At 37.7% G+C, this 16,308-nt stretch carries 12 protein-coding genes; 9 read left to right on the top strand and 3 right to left on the bottom strand.

Annotated features, from left to right (window positions below; all coding sequences use genetic code 11):
* Positions 1–17 precede the first annotated feature (17 nt).
* The 5 genes from EJK17_RS05885 (at position 18) to EJK17_RS05865 (ending at position 4,255) form a co-directional block, all read left to right on the top strand.
* A complete protein-coding gene (locus tag EJK17_RS05885; RefSeq protein WP_103661581.1) occupies positions 18–317 on the top strand; it encodes a malonate decarboxylase subunit delta in 300 nt (99 codons plus the stop codon).
* Entirely contained in the window at positions 307–1,974 is a 1,668-nt protein-coding gene (gene mdcD, locus EJK17_RS05880) for a biotin-independent malonate decarboxylase subunit beta (protein WP_103661580.1), read from the top strand. The genes EJK17_RS05885 and mdcD overlap by 11 nt, the downstream gene beginning before the upstream one ends.
* Positions 1,962–2,624: a malonate decarboxylase holo-ACP synthase gene (locus EJK17_RS05875; RefSeq protein WP_103661579.1), complete on the top strand. Its 663-nt coding sequence runs from the start codon at positions 1,962–1,964 to the stop codon at positions 2,622–2,624. Before mdcD ends, EJK17_RS05875 begins: the two co-directional genes overlap by 13 nt.
* A gap of 64 nt (positions 2,625–2,688) precedes the next feature.
* A complete protein-coding gene (locus tag EJK17_RS05870; RefSeq protein ID WP_255409173.1) occupies positions 2,689–3,423 on the top strand; it encodes an alpha/beta fold hydrolase in 735 nt (244 codons plus the stop codon).
* Between the two features lie 10 nt (positions 3,424–3,433).
* Positions 3,434–4,255, top strand: coding sequence for a triphosphoribosyl-dephospho-CoA synthase (locus tag EJK17_RS05865; protein ID WP_103661577.1), 822 nt, complete (start codon positions 3,434–3,436; stop codon positions 4,253–4,255).
* 543 nt (positions 4,256–4,798) lie between these two features.
* Here the strand turns inward: EJK17_RS05865 and xerS are convergent.
* A complete protein-coding gene (gene xerS / locus EJK17_RS05860) occupies positions 4,799–5,893 on the bottom strand; it encodes a tyrosine recombinase XerS (RefSeq protein ID WP_103661576.1) in 1,095 nt (364 codons plus the stop codon).
* Positions 5,894–6,147: 254 nt separating this feature from the next.
* On the opposite strand from xerS, the gene EJK17_RS05855 reads away from it, so the two are divergent.
* The 3 genes from EJK17_RS05855 (at position 6,148) to EJK17_RS05845 (ending at position 9,764) form a co-directional block, all read left to right on the top strand.
* Entirely contained in the window at positions 6,148–7,755 is a 1,608-nt protein-coding gene (locus tag EJK17_RS05855) for a xylulokinase (RefSeq protein WP_103661575.1), read from the top strand.
* A gap of 6 nt (positions 7,756–7,761) precedes the next feature.
* Complete coding sequence (locus EJK17_RS05850) at positions 7,762–8,490, top strand: L-ribulose-5-phosphate 4-epimerase (protein ID WP_103661574.1); 729 nt, start codon at positions 7,762–7,764, stop codon at positions 8,488–8,490.
* 176 nt (positions 8,491–8,666) lie between these two features.
* On the top strand, positions 8,667–9,764 hold the full coding sequence (locus EJK17_RS05845; protein WP_103661573.1) for a GntR family transcriptional regulator: 1,098 nt from the start codon (positions 8,667–8,669) through the stop codon (positions 9,762–9,764).
* A 79-nt stretch (positions 9,765–9,843) separates the two neighbouring features.
* Here EJK17_RS05845 and EJK17_RS05840 read toward each other — a convergent pair whose 3' ends face one another.
* On the bottom strand, positions 9,844–12,465 hold the full coding sequence (locus EJK17_RS05840; RefSeq protein WP_103661572.1) for an SLAP domain-containing protein: 2,622 nt from the start codon (positions 12,463–12,465) through the stop codon (positions 9,844–9,846).
* A gap of 356 nt (positions 12,466–12,821) precedes the next feature.
* Here EJK17_RS05840 and araA point away from each other — a divergent pair, with 356 nt between their 5' ends.
* Positions 12,822–14,249, top strand: coding sequence for an L-arabinose isomerase (gene araA / locus EJK17_RS05835; protein ID WP_103661571.1), 1,428 nt, complete (start codon positions 12,822–12,824; stop codon positions 14,247–14,249).
* Positions 14,250–14,495: 246 nt separating this feature from the next.
* Here araA and EJK17_RS05830 read toward each other — a convergent pair whose 3' ends face one another.
* Entirely contained in the window at positions 14,496–16,160 is a 1,665-nt protein-coding gene (locus EJK17_RS05830; protein WP_127796278.1) for a glycoside hydrolase family 43 protein, read from the bottom strand.
* Between the last annotated feature and the right edge of the window lie 148 nt (positions 16,161–16,308).

Below are 16,308 nucleotides of genomic sequence, written 5' to 3'. Positions count from 1 at the left end.
TTAAGGAGGTCAAAAGAATGGAAAAGTTACATTTTGAATATCAAAATTCAGAACCAGTTGAAAAGTTCGCCCATGTTGGGGCTGTTGCCTCCGGTGACCTTGAAATTTTGGTTTACCCAGCAGATGGAGAAAAGACAACTTTGGATATTACTACTGGTAGTGATGGCTTCGGTAAAGTTTGGCAAAACGTTTTGGACCGTTTCTTTGCCCGCTACCCATTAAACGGCAAGTTTATTGTGCACGACTTTGGTGCAACTCCTGGTGTGGTAAACTTGCGCTTGACTCAAGCAATGGAGGTCCTTAAAGATGAAAAATAGTTTTGTTGAATTAAATGGCCGTCAGCGTGCCTTTGCCTTAGTTGATGAAAATTCTGGTCGTGAATTAGTCGGTCCAGAATATGATATGATTTCACCTCACCTTGAGCCACAAAATATCGTACCTGAAAGTGATGACGGGGTTATTTTAGTTAAAGGTAAGCTTAACGGTAAAGACGTTGTTGTCATTTCTATTGAAGGTAAATTCCAAGGTGGTGGGATCGGTGAAGTATCCGGTGCCAAGATCGTTGCCGCTTTGGAAGAAGCCTTAGATGATAATAAGAACGGTAAGACTATTTATCCCATCATCATTTTGGATACGGGTGGTGTCCGTTTACAAGAAGCAAACTACGGCCTATTATCAATCTCTGAAATTCAAAACGCGGTAATTGCCTTGAAGAAGTATGTGCCGGTCATTGGTTTAGTTCCAGGTCGAGTTGGTAGTTTTGGTGGGATGTCAATTACTAGTGCCGTTTTGTCATACCTGATTACCACGCAAAAGGCCAGAATTGCCTTGAACGGTCCAGAAGTTATCGAACAAGAAGCTGGCGTGCGTGAATTTGATTCTAGTGATAAAGACTTGATCTGGGATACCTTAGGTACGCGTCAAAGAGTGAAGACGGGGATTGCTGACGAATTAGTTGAAGATGATGTGGAAACGATTAGAACTGCAATTTCAGCAGCTATCGATCAAAAGAAGGATGCTCATCGAACTGACCAAGCTGACTTCTACTTGACTTTGCTAGACAAGATCGATTTTTCTAAGCCTTTGACTACTGATGAATATCGTAAGATTTTTAGTGAAACAAAGGCTGAAAAGCATGAAATTCCGGTGACTGTGGCTAGTGATACCCCAGGGGACAAGAGTCGTGGCCGCTTATGGTTTGAAAAATTAACTGGCATTAAGAATGCTAAGTCAGAATATCCAACGGTTTTAGCAGCTGAAGTTGATGGTAAAGAATATATTGCCATCGTGCCTGACAAGCATAACCGTTTCCCACGGGTACGCAATGGTGAAGTTGGTTTGCAAGAAGGCTTTGTCATTTCTAAGATCGTGAACAAGATCGTTGATGAAGACAAGGATAAAGAAGTTAAACGACCAATTATTTTAATCGTTGATGTACCAAGTCAAGCTTACGGCTACAAGGAAGAATTAATTGGAATTCACATCAGTTTGGCTTCGAGTGCTGCTGCCTATGCTAAGGCTCGTCAAGCAGGGCACCCAGTGATTGACTTTATTCCTGGGGATGCTGTTTCAGGTGGTTTCTTAGCTCACGGTTTGCAATCTAACAGAATGATTGCCTTGGCTGATAAATCAATTACTATCCAAGCCATGTCTAAGGCCTCAGCTGCTCGGATTACTCAAAGAACGATTGCGGAACTGGAAGAAGCTACTAAGCATGTACCTGCGATGGCCTATGATATCTTCAATTATGAAAAATTAGGGGCTTTATACAAGTTGGTGCATGATGTTTCATCTTGGGATGCAAACGACGATGCCGTCAAGGAAGTTCATGATTTAATTGATGAGGCAATTGCCAGCACCAAGGATCAACCAACTGACTTGCATTTCCGTTATGAAACGCCAATTGCCATGGCAAGTGGACGTAAAGCTACCATTAAAATGAGAGAAATGGTTGATGATCAATGGGACAAGTAACTAATATTTGGCCACATGACTTGTTAACCTTTGCCAGCAATGATGACCTCATATTAGAAAAGAATCCTTTACCTGAATGGGCAAAGGATTCTTTGTCTAAGGCCAAAATTGTGGTGGTCAGACGTGGCTTGATTAAAGATGATTTAATTCCAGTGGGCTTGCGTGGTTATGAACGCAATCAACGACTGGCAGGATTTTTACCAAAAGCTAAAATCGTGCAGCAGTATCATCCTGATTACTTTATTAAACATCAATCCTGGCAAAAACTGCCAGCTGACCGACAAGCTTTAACGCCGTTTAAAGCTTTGGCTGTATTGTCTGATTCTTTAAAGAATTATCATTGGGGCATTAGCGGCTCGCTTGCTTATGAAATGGCCACCCACGTCAAGATGGTCAAAGAGTTGCCAGAACATGTTAGTGATTTAGATTTGATTATGCCAAATTTACCTAAGATGACGGTGCAAGCGGCCGGCGATTTTTTACATGATTTGAACCAGTTCGGAGTGCACGCGGATATGCAAATCGTGCATGAACAACGCGGCTTTTCTTTAGAAGAATATGCTTTAAATCCTGGTAGAAAGATCTTACTTAAAACGGCAACTGGTCCAATCTTGGTCAAAGATCCTTTTGTAGCAATTAACGAGGAATAAGATGTATTTTTTAACAAGTGATGGTGTAAAGTTAAACTATGAGCTTACCGGCAAAGGCAAGCCGTTGGTTTTTGTGACAGGTTTTGGTGGCTACCAAGAAGTTTGGAGTGCGCAAGTAGAATATTTTGCGCAGATGGGCTATCAAGTGTTGACCTATGATCATCGCAATTTTGGGCGCAGTCAGCGCACGGAAAAAGGCCACAGCTTGCAGCAGTTAACGGATGATCTAATTGAATTGCTTTCTTTTTTAAAGATTAAGCAGGCCGCTTTTGTCGGGCATTCAATGGGTGGCAGTTTGCTGTATGATTTAATTCAAACCAAGCCAGAAGTGGTGGCTTTGGCCGTGATCGTCGATCAGACGCCCTTCATGTTAAATACGAGTGATTGGCCTTACGGCTTTATGAATTACACGGCTGATAATTATGCAGTTGCAGCTGCTAAGCCGCCAGCAGTACATGAAACTTTACACGGATTGGCCCCGGAAGTGGCGCTGGAGCTAAACAATGCCTGGGTGGCGCATCCGTTTAGCCGGTCGGATAATTTTGATTTACTAAAAGAGCATATTGTCCATGATTGGCGACCGGTGGTGAAAAATTGTCCCGTTCCTTTGGGCGTGATCGCTGCCAAGCAAAGTCCTTATTATGATACGGAATTTACTGAGTGGATGAAGCAAGTAAATCCAGCAGTGTTAACTTCAGTGGTCGATAATTGTGGTCATGATGTGATGGCCGAAGTTCCAGACCAGTTTAATCAGATTTTACGCCACTTTTTGCTGAAAAATCGTTATTTGTACAATTAGGAGAAAATAGATGGAAGATGAAAAAATTACCCAAAATGCGTTAAAGGCGCTGCTTTACGAAGTAGTAACCAATCCCAAGCCAGGCCTGGTAGATCCCGCTGATGTAGGGTCTCATCCAGATATGGATGTTTATCTTTTCATTGATAGCAGCTTGAGTATAGAAAATTACTTTAGTCAAGCAGTTAAAATCGGGTCGAGATTCGACGGTGGCGACTTGCGAGAAATGTTTGCGCAATTACGCCAGGCCGGGATTGATGCGGAAAAAGCCATGTTTAAGGCGACTAACAATGTTAATACGCATAAAGGGGCAGTTTTTTCACTTGGTTTGTTTGTCTGTGCGGCAGCTTATTGTCGAGGTCATGAAAATGACGATGAATTTGCGGTGATCCAGCAGATGACCGCTGGCTTAGTTAAACATGATTTAGGGCAGAAGCATGAGACGGCTGGTGAGCAGCAGTTTTTGAAATACGGCAAAGGCGGCGTTCGTGCGGAAGCCGAGGCTGGTTATCCATTGGTGAGGGATGTGGCATTACCATTTTTAGCACAAACCTCTGGTGACTTAAATAGTCGTTTGCTGGATACCTTGATGAAAATTGTCAGTCAAATTGAAGATTCGAATTTGATTAAGCGGGCCGGCAATCTTGAGGTCATTCCATGGGCGCATGAACAAGCGGAAAAGTATTTGTGTCTTGGTGGTTATCAAACTGAGGCAGGCAAAGAGCTTTTATTGGAATTAAATCGAATTTTTAAAGAGAAGAACTACAGCTTAGGTGGTAGCGCTGATCTGTTGATTTTGACGATCTTTATGGGATTTGAACGGGGAATAATTTAATTGTTTAGAATTGCTTAGTTGAAAATGACTAGGCAATTTTTTTGATATGAGATTTAAAAAGGTTTAAAAGGATTTAAAACAAAAATACAGATTTAAAAAGATTTAAAAGTATATAATTTTAGCTAAAAAAGAAGTAGAGCTTAATGAAAAGTTCTACTTCTTTTTTGTATGTATTAGCAAATGTCGTTTAAAAAATTAAAAATCATTTTAAGTAAATCATCGAGCATCATGTATTAATCTGCTGTTTACTAGTCACCGACAAATTTATCGTCTGCCAAAAGTAATAAAGAAAAATCATGAAGCCATTCATTGAAAAGGTTGCACCTGACTAAACAAGCTATACTTGAATTCTTCAGAAACACTAGTCTCAATAAACAAAATGAATTTTAGCTATGATTTTAATTGAGAATTGCAATCAAGCAGATGTCCGATAGATTTACTAATCAGAAGAGGTGTGATTCACAACTGTTCAGCTCATATTGTAGCATACAAACAAAATGATTTGTAGGGTGCAAATGAACTTTTTTGAAAAAATCTGCTGCATTAATCGGTTTTGTTCAATTCACTTCTTTGCTGGTCAACTTTGGTCTGTTGGATGTATTGGTCAGTGGCAGAAATACCGGTATGACCGAGTTGCGTGGCAACGACCATCACATCTTTAGTTTCATCATAAAGTTCAGTCCCTAGCGAGTGGCGCAGTTTGTGCGGGGTAGTGCGGTTGCCGTTAGGAAAGGCTTCTGAGTATTTGCTGACAAAGCGTTCGATCGTGTTTGAGGCAATTCGTCTTGCTTGTCCTGCATAACGAGTTAAAAAGAAGGCCTGCTCGCTCTTTTGTGGTTGGTAACGCCGCTCTCTAATTTCTAAATAAGCGTTAATGTACGGCATTGCCCAATCAGCAATTAGTGGAGCGTCTTTTTTGTTACCTTTACGCACGACTAAGATGCTGCGGTCGCGTTTATTTAAATCTTTTAAGTTAAGACGAGTTAATTCAGACACCCGAATGCCGGAGGCAAGCAGCAAGGCAATAATGGCGATGTCACGTTCTTTATTGAATTTAAAAGAAGAACGAGCGCGGTTGCTCAGAGTGTTTTCATATTGATTTTCCAAAAAATCGATCCAGTCATGCTTCTTTTGACCCATATATAGCATGGGCGAGAACTTGGCATTCCGGTAAGCAATTGATTCTTTGCTGCCTTTAACTAGTGGCACTTTCAACATTACGTTGCGATAGAAGTAGGGCTCACCATCTTTGAGATCAGCGGTGACGGTAAGGTAATGAAAAAGTGAACGCAAAGCATTAATAGTCCGGTTGATCGTCTTTTTGCTATCGCGGGTTGATTGTTTATTTTCGCGAATGCTTAATTCTTTGAGAAAACTTTGGACTTGCGCAGCCTGCAAGTGTTCCAAAGTTGATAGCTCAATCTCACGATTGCTCTTGGCCTGGCTGATAGCACCTTGGTCGGGATGCTCAACATCAGCTGGTGCCTCTCTTAACCAATCGAAAAAGCGGCGAAATTCCGTCAAATATTGATAGACCGTGGTCACGGCTAGATTTGGCTGCTGAGAATAGTAAAAGACGTAACTCGGCATGTTTTGTAATTCTTTATCAATTAAACGTGAATACTGTTTCGCTTCCATAAAATTCATCCCTTACTAGAGTTTTGTATAATACATATTATAGCGAACATTTGATCAGATGTAAAAAGGAAGTTCATTAAAATGTATGTTTTAAGAAAAAAGATAGATAGATTAATCTGTTTTTATATTTATCCGTATAAATAATCAAATTTGTGATTAATTTGTATTGAATTAATTTGAATTCTAAGCTAAGATAAAAAGTGAATGAATGCGACTACATTAAAAGAAAATCTATAGCTTAGAAAGGATAAATTATGAATATTTCGGAGGCTGCAAAGCAAATAAAAAGTGGTCAGACAACGCTTGGTATTGAACTCGGTTCTACTAGAATCAAAGCTGTCTTAATTAATGATCAATACGAAGTTCTTTCTTCTAGTAGTTATACCTGGGAGAACCAATTAAAAGATGGTATTTGGACTTATCCAATTGATCAAGTTTGGGAAGGCATACAAACTGCCTATCGTGAGTTAAGTGCAAATGTAAGTGGTACTTACCACACTTCTTTGACTAAACTTGGTTCGTTAGGAATTAGTGCGATGATGCACGGATACTTGGCTTTTGATAAGAACAACAAGTTATTAGTTCCATTTAGAACTTGGCGGAATAATATTACTGAAGAAGCTGCAGATAAATTAACTGAATTATTTGGTTTTAATATTCCACAACGTTGGACAATTGCTCATATTTATCAATCAATTTTGAATAAAGAAGAACATGTTAATCAACTCGACTTTGTGACAACTTTAGATAGTTATGTGACTTGGAAATTATCAGGTCAAAAGGTTACAGGAATTGGGGATGCTTCTGGGATTTTCCCAATTGATAGTGAGAAACACACCTACCGTCAAGATTTCTTAGAGAAGTTTGCTGCATTGCCAGAAGTGAAGCAATATTCATGGCATATTGAAAAAATTTTGCCAAAGGTTTTAGTTGCCGGTGATCAAGCAGGAACCTTAACTGAAGAGGGAGCCAAACTGCTTGATCCATCTGGTAAATTGCAAGCTGGTAGTATTATCGCTCCACCAGAAGGTGATGCTGGTACTGGTATGGTGGCTACGAATAGTGTTCGTGAAAGAACCGGTAATATTTCTGTCGGTACTTCTGCCTTTTCAATGAATGTTTTGGACAAGCCATTAAAGAAGTTACACAGAGATATTGATATGGTAACCACTCCAAGTGGTGAACCTGTCGCAATGGTGCATATTAATAACTGTTCATCTGACATTAATGCCTGGGTTGGCTTGTTTAAAGAATTTGCTCAAGCAATTGGAGTCAAAATTAGTACTAATGATCTTTACGGTACCTTATTTGATCGAGCAGCCCGTTCAGATCCTGATGCTGGCGGCTTAATTAACTATAGTTATTTGTCTGGTGAAAACATTACTAAGATTAAAGCTGGTCGTCCATTATTTGTTAGAACCCAAAATAGCAAGATGAACTTGGCTAACTTCTTCTTAACGCAACTTTATGCTGCCTTTGCCCCATTAAAGATTGGTATGGATATTTTGCTTAAGGAAGAACATGTCCAAACTGATGTCATGATTGCTCAAGGTGGTTTATTCGGTACTCCCGTTATTGGTCAACAAGTTTTGGCTAACGCTTTGAATATTCCAATTACTATCATGAGTACTGCCAGCGAAGGTGGACCATGGGGAATGGCTGTTTTGGCTAAATATGCTGAAACAAAGGGTCAAAAGAGTTTAGCTGATTTCTTGGATGAAGACGTCTTTAAGAAACCAGAAACCATGACTTTGACGCCTGAACCAGATGGAGTTAAGGGTTACGAAGAATTTATTAAACGCTATAAGGCTGGTCTTCCAGTAGAAGCTTTAGCAGGTGAAGATGTAGAAGAAAGGAACTAATGAATAATGTTAGAAGATCTTAAAAAAGAAGTTTATGAAGCTAATATGCAATTGCCTAAGTTAGGCTTAGTTACTTTTACTTGGGGTAATGTGTCAGGAATTGATCGTGAAAAAGGCTTATTCGTAATTAAGCCTTCTGGTGTACCTTATGAAGAATTAACACCAGATGATATGGTAGTTGTTAACTTAAAAGGTGAAGTAGTTGAAGGAACGAGAAATCCATCCTCAGATACACCTACTCATACTTATCTGTATAATCACTTCCCAAAGATTGGTGGGATTGTTCATACCCACTCACCATGGGCTGTTTCCTTTGCCGCAGCCAAGATGGACATCCCAGCTTTGAATACTACTCACGCTGATACTTTCTACACTGACGTGCCAGCTGCAGATGCTTTAACTAAAGAACAAATTGAAGAAGACTATGAAGGTAACACTGGGGTAACCATTGTTAAGACTTTTAAAGAACGTGGCTTAGATTATGAAGCAACACCAGGTGCATTAGTTTCACAACACGGTCCATTTACTTGGGGTGAAACGCCTGCTAAGGCCGTTTACAATGCCAAGGTGCTTGAAGTAGTTGCAGAAGAAGACTACCACGCTTTACAACTGACTCGTGCAGATAGTCATTTACCACAATACTTATTAGATAAGCACTATTACCGTAAGCATGGTAAAAACGCCTACTATGGTCAAAATAATGCACACTCCAAAGATCATGCGAAGCATGCTTAACTAAATAGATGCTTGAAAGCTTGGGAGCTTTTCCCAGGCTTTTTTCGGTATAGCTTATTGACATATCGGTTGATTTATTTACCAATGCGTATTATATTAGAAAAATATAATAAATGTTATACTTGATTTGTACGCAGATACAACATATTAAGCTATATCACTAAGGACGGATTATTATGTCAGAAATTAAATATGATAGAGTTAAAAAAAAATTAAAGTCTCTGATTGAGAATGGCGAATATGCAGCTGGTGATAAGTTGCCAACTGAATCAGAACTGATGAAAAAGTTCGATGTTAGTCGCTACACTATTCGCCGCGCTGCTGGAGAACTTGAAAATGAGCATTATATCTACCGCATTCAAGGTGGCGGAATGTATGTTGATGAATGGCAAAAACAGCGCAAAGTGGGTAATAATACCAAAATGATCGGTATTATTACTACTCATTTAGCAGATTACATTTTCCCACGAATTATTAGTGGAACTGACCGGATCTTATCAGGGAATGGCTATTCTTTAATATTGAGTAATACACATAATGATCGTGAAAATGAAAATCGTGCTATTCAGCGAATGATTGGCAACCAAGTAGATGGTATTATCATTGAACCAAGTCAAAGTGCGTTGCCTTATCGAAATATGGAATATTATCAAAAAATAAAAGATGCTAATATTCCAGCTTTGTTTATCAATGCGCATTATCCTGAACTTGATTTTCCATATTTGGAAGTTAATGATTTGCAAGCCGAGCAAGAAATGACAGATCATTTAATTGAAATGGGTCATAAACGAATTTTGGGAATGTTTCAGGTAGATGACATGCAAGGTGCAAATCGATTAAGAGGATTCTTAGATGCATACTTAGCTCATCCGGAAATTTCATATATGAGTCAAACAATTATGTATCAATCGACGCAAGACATGAACCCAATTTTTAAACGGGCAGTCAGTGCTTTGCAAAGTAATGAACCGCCAACTGCAGTTATCTGTTATAACGATGAATTGGCGATTCAAATGATGAACGTTATTAAGTCACTTGATTTGAAAATTCCTGATGATGTTTCAATTGTTGGCTTTGACGATTTCATTATGGGACATTATGTGATTCCGAAGTTAACGACGGTTCAACACCCAAAGGAAAAAATGGGTGTTGATGCTGCAAAGATGATTATCGATATGATCAATGGTAAGAAAGTTGAATCTAAGAAATATAAGTTAAACTTGATTTATAATGATTCAATTAAAAAGACTGATGAAGATCGCAAGAAAAAGTAGCAGATTAAAAAAGATCAATAAATCTTAAATAGATTTATTGATCTTTTTTGTTAGTGAAGTTTATTATAACTTTTGAATCTTATTGGAAGTTCGAATATCTAATATATTTATTGTGTCCAATTCTGTAATACAGGTGTTTTCCAATCCTTATTGGAGACCCGTAAGTTAACTTTTTAGTGCCTTTCTTAAAGATGATCTTTTTAACTCTCTTGCCATGATTATTGTAAAGATATGCGTTGTGACTAAGTATACGCTTCTTACCACTAACGTTTCCTACTGCAATGTAATGACCTTTATTATTGGCTAATTGATAAAACTTTCTTCCGTTTATTGTTACAGCAGGTGTTATTACAGTAAAGTGTTTATAAGCCTTAAGTTTAGGAATATTTTTAATTCTTTCTCCTTTTTCATTATAAATAAATGCCGCATGTATCAATTTTATATTTTGTTGTGTTGCCGAAACAACTTTTTTGTCAGGTACTTCGTTAGCAGAGTTGTTAGTGAGATTTGAATCAACTTTAGAAGAAACATTTGAATTTGGAGTTATAGGGGTATTAATACTTTGAGTTGTTTGAGTATTAATACTACTGTCAACTTCATCTGAAGCAAAACCAGTATGAGATGGAATTTCTGAATCTGAACTTGATGTACCGCTTTGTGAATCAGTAGGCTCTTGTGTATCGTTATCTTTATTTTCTGACTTGTGTTGTTCTTGATAAGACTTTACGCCCCACAAAACTTCATTGTTGCCTTCAGCCGCAAAGACAAGAACTGGAACATGTTTTTTAGATTCATCTTGTTGTAATTTAAATTCACCAATATATTCAGAACCATCTTTTGCTTTGAGTGTTAGATAAATATGATTATCTTTAACATTTGTTGACCAAGTACCACTAAAATCACCAGTAATCTGATGGTTGTCCCTTAGGGTTATATTTGCTTTAGGAATAGGTTTTCCGCTAGTATTTCTGCCATTATTAACAAATTCATAGTTACCACTTATTTGTTTTAAAACATTTAATACATTATTAGAATCAATTTTTTGTTCATGTCCGGTATATTCGAATGGAAGTGGTATTGGCCAACCATTATTTGTCATAATCATTGGCTTTACTCTAACCTCGTGATATTCAGTTCCATGATTGAAACGAGTGTGGTTTATTAAGAACCAATTACCATCTTTATCAATATAAGCTGAATTGTGTCCAGGTGACATGTAAGTATAAGGCAAGCATGTAAAATCATAGTTGCCTTCTAGCTTCAGACCATATTTCTGGTTCTCTTGTTTAGTGGAATCGTTCGTCTTCCATTCAGTGTATACGGGATGTTGTCCCAAAGCATCGACATATTTCCCATTGATTTCTTTGGATCTGAAAATCCGCATATTGTAGCCACCTTCACGGGTAAGACCACCATAAGTTGTAAATAGGTAGTAATAACCTGTGTTTTTATCATATTTGATATAAGGAGCTTCACCAGATTCGTGGAAACCACCGATTAAATGTGTTCCAAAATAACGGTCAACTCTTTGACCATATTTATTTGTACTATCCTTTCCGGGATATATCGGTAATCCGGTTTCTTTATTAAGCGGTAAGAGATAAATACCGCCTGACCAAGAACCATATGACATCCAAAGATTATTATCTTTATCAGTTACAATGTTGACATCGATTGCATTTGGGGCATAGTCATTGTTGTAAGTACCGTCTGGACGAACCCACTTACTACTGAAACCATCAACTTTGCCACTATCAATTAAGTTCTTTAGATTAGTATTTGTGTATATGTCGTTCTTTTTACTTGAATCACCGTTGTGTTCCTTGTCCTTTGTAAATCCAGAATAAATTACTGTATCAACAAATTTATACGGTCCATGAACTGTTTTAGAAATTGCAAATCCAATTGCTGAATGTATCCAGCTGTCAGAGGTGGAGAAATAATACATGTATGCACCTTTGCTACCGTCAGCCCATTTGTAATCGGAGTTATAAATTTCATCAGGTGCCCAAATTGCATATCCGTTGGGATTATCACCATCATGGCTTCCAGCCCATTTAAAAATTTGCTTTAAATCTTTGTCATAATTATTGAAAATATATGACGGCTGCTCGTATTCTTTTTTGAATAAAGGCTTCCAACTGTATAGATCATCAGATTCTGCTTCAGCTTGATGAGAACCAAATATGTAATATTTCCCAGTTTTTGGATCCTTAAAGATTGATGGATCATGAACAGAAACCCGTTCTGGTTGCTCAACATTTACAGACTTTTTGCTTGTTTCAACTTTATTGTTAGTAGTTGCTTTTGATAGTTGATTGTTTTTAGTAGGTCTAACATTTGTAGTCAACTTTTCTGTTTTCGTGTTGTTGGTATCTACATTATCCAAATTTTTTTGATTATAAGCACTAACTTTCTCTGAGGTCTTACTTGTTTCGGTTTCTTGACTATCTATTTCATTTGTTTGATTGGAATTGGTAGTGGTTTCAGTTTCAATCTCCGTATTCTCATCCGTTTTATCTATTTGGTTATCAGTATTTTGAATAGATGAGATATTTTCTACACTGGCATCAACAGCATGGTTGCTGAATGAGAGAAAAGTGACTCCCAATAAAACTGATGCTACGCCAACACTTAGTTTTCTAAGTGAGAAACGTTGTTTTTCAGTATTGAAAAACCGAAGATTATGTTTATTTGTCATAATTCGACTCCTGAAGATAAATCTCTTAAACACTTTGTTGATTTTATGAAACCGATTTCAAATCCATATTATAAAATCAAAAAAATAAAAAATCAATATGTTATTTAAATCGTATGCAATTTATAGACTACTCGCTGTAGGCATCTAAAAAGCGTAGAAAGAATTTTCTCAGAAAAGAAAAATATATTGTCTAAGATAGTAATAAAGTTTTATAAATTATTCAAATAAATAATTTATGATTCAGCACTAATAATCAGACAAATTTATGCAATTTGTATTGATTTATCCGTATAAATATTCTAAAATACAATATGAAAGCGATTAAATAGAACGAAATAAAAAAGGAGAAATCAAAAATGCGTAAAATGCCAGATTACAAATTTTGGTTTGTCGTAGGGAGCCAACCTCTTTACGGTGAAGAAACTTTACGAGAAGTAAAAGACGATGCAGAAAAAATTGTTAAGGGCTTAAATGATAGTGGTAACTTGCCTTATCCAGTTGAATTTAAGTTGGTAGCAACCACTGCAGAAAGTATTACTAAGTTTATGAAGGAAGCTAACTATCGTGATGAAGTAGCTGGTGTCATTACTTGGATGCATACTTTCTCACCTGCTAAGAACTGGATCCGTGGTACTCAATTATTGCAAAAGCCATTACTTCACTTGGCTACCCAATTCTTGAACTACATCCCATTCGACACTATTGACATGGATTACATGAACTTGCACCAAAGTGCACACGGTGATCGTGAATATGAATACATCAATCAACGTTTACACGTTCCAGACACCATTGTTTACGGTTTCTGGAAGGATGAAGATGTTCAAAAGCAAATTGCTGATTGGCAACATGTTGCAGTAGCCTACAACGAAAGCTTCCACATCAGAATTGTTCGTTTCGGTGACACGATGCGTGATGTAGCTGTTACTGAAGGTGACAAGGTAGCTGCCCAAATCAAACTTGGTTGGACTGTAGACTACTGGCCAGTATCAGAATTGGTTAAATACGTAAATGCCGTTTCTGAAAGTGATATTGATAAAGAGTACAAGAAACTTGAAGAAAAGTATGACATGGTTGAAGGCGACAATAGTCATGAAGATTATGTTCACGCTGTTCGTTACCAATTACGTGAATACCTTGCTATGAAGAAGTTCATGGACGAACATGATTACAATGTTGTTTGTGATAACTTCCAAGACCTTGAAGGTTTGGAACAATTACCTGGTTTGTCAGCTCAAATGCTTGAAGCTGAAGGTTATGGCTTTGGTCCAGAAGGTGACTTCAAGACTGCTGGTTTAAGTCGTTTGATGAAGATCTTAGCATCTAACAAGAAGACTGGTTTGATGGAAGACTATACTTTAGACTTACGTCATGGTCATGAAACCATCATGGGCTCTCATATGCTTGAAGTTGACCCAACTTTGGCATCAGATAAGCCACGGGTTGAAGTTCACCCATTAGGTATTGGTGGTAAGGCTGACCCAGCTAGATTAGTATTTACTGGTTCAGAAGGCGACGCAATTTGTCTTACCTTGTCATACTTTGAGAATGGCTATAAGATTGTTTCTTACCCAGTTGAAGGTAAGTTACCTGAAAAGCCAATGCCTAAACTTCCAACTGCTAAGCAATTATGGACACCTAAAGCTGGCTTAGCAGAAGGTGCTAAAGGCTGGATGTATGCCGGTGGTGGTCACCACTCAGTTATCTCATTCAACGCAAGTGAAGAACAATTGAGAGAATTGACCCGCTTATTCGGTGTTGATTTTGTTGATGTTGAAAAGTAATTTCGATTAAATTTCATATATCCCTTTTCTAAATAATCAAAATAAAACTATCCCTAATTAAATAAACTAAACAAACTAACAAATCCCTCTTAAATAAATCAATAGTTTTTAAGTCATGAATAAATTGTTCATGGCTTTTCTTGTACTCAAATTAATTTAGGAAGCATAACTAAAAGAGCTGATATATCAACGCTTGTTGCATATCAGCTCTTTTGATTATGTTGTTCAGTTCATTCTAGAAGGTCCTTATTTTAAATCCTTAAAGCACCAGATAGTTTCATTGTTATTACCAATTGCAGAGAAGACAACTTTCCAACCAGCAGGCTTTTCTTCTTTATCGTATTGAGTAGTAGCAACACCTTCGTAGTTAGTCTTGCCTGATTTGATTGATAGGTAATAGCTAGTAGAGTTCTTCTTACTCAATTTCCAAGTTCCCGTCATGCCACCGGTAATCTTGTGGTTAGAAGTAAGGGTAACTTCTTTTCTAGGGACGTTAGCAGCCGATGTCTTGGTTCCTAAGTTATAGAAGGTGTATTTACCAGGAATCTTACTTTCAGCCAAAGCAGACGGCTTTTTAGCGGTGTAAGCAAATGGCAAGTTAACTGGCCAAGCATCTTTGTTCATCATCATTTCATGAACTCGAAGTTGGTAATTGTTGTCGTAAGAAAATCTGGTGTGATATACCAAGAAATACTTGCCGTCATTGTTCTTCATAAATGAGTTGTGACCGCCGGATTTGTATGAAGTATCCATTCCTGGCAATTTATAGTTCCCACTGATTTTAATACCGTATTTAGTGTTGGCCTTATCGTCAGAATTTTCAGTATAACTTGGTGCATCTTGGCCTTTGGCATCAACGTATGGACCTTCAGGAGATTTACTACGCCACATTCTCATGTTGTAACCACCTTGGTAGTCTAAACCACCATAGGTCACAAAGAGATAGTAGTACTTAGTGGCTTTATCATACATAATGTATGGACCTTCACCAGATTGGTGATAACCACCGAGTAACTTAATTCCGAAGTAGCGATCAATAATTCGACCGTCTTTAGTTTTACCATCTTTCTTTGGATAGATAGCCGTACCAGTCTTAGGATTTATCTTTAATAGGAAAATCCCGCCTGACCATGAACCGTAGACCATCCACATTTTGCCGTGTGCATCATTGAAGACACATGGATCAATTGCATTAGGAGCATATAAGTGGTTCCATTCTGTTCCTGTAGCATTATTCCATTTATTACTCCAACCGCTAACTTTACCTTCTTTAATCAGTTTAGGCAGGTTAGTCTTAGTGTATTTAATATTGCGGTCACTACCGTCAGTAGCGTCATTTTTAGTAAAACCTGAGTAAACAATTGGTTTGACGTTAGTGTAAGGACCCTTAATCGATTTAGAGGCAGCAACTGAAGTTACTGATCTGCGCCAAGTTGATGAGTTAGCAAAGTAGTACAAGTAAGCACCTTTGCTACCGTCTGACCATTCATAATCAGGATCATAGTGAACATCTGGGGCCCAAATTGCGTAACCACCAGCTGAATCAGCATCATTGTGTCCAGCCCATTTGAATGGCACTTTCAAATTCTTAGCAAAATTCCCCAAGATAATATTGTTCTTGGGATTGTCATAAGTTGATTTAAAGGGTACGTTCCAATGAACTAGGTCGTCAGACTCGGCTTCAGTAACGTGAGTACCGAAGACATAATAATGCGCTTTGCCATTTTTGCCTTTAACCATTACAACTGAGGGATCATGAATTGCTGGATGATCTTCTTCGGTAGTCTTCCATTTTGAAGGCTTAAATTGAGCTTGTTTACTACATGCGGATAAACCAAAAGTTAATAAAGCAGCTGCTAGGACGCTACCGCCAATTAAAATTTGGTGTTTTCTTTTTTTAGATAGATGCATAGTTTCTATATCCTCCCATCTTAGAAAACGCTATCATTACCTTAACAATATTATATTTATTCGGATAAATCAATCTCAAAAAGGAAAATATATCATACAAATATCATGAATAAGATTTTTTATTATTATTTATATGGTATAATTCATC

The organism is Lactobacillus xujianguonis (assembly GCF_004009905.1).
Lineage (GTDB): Bacteria > Bacillota > Bacilli > Lactobacillales > Lactobacillaceae > Lactobacillus > Lactobacillus xujianguonis.
This window is presented reverse-complemented; position numbering and strand designations above follow the sequence as displayed.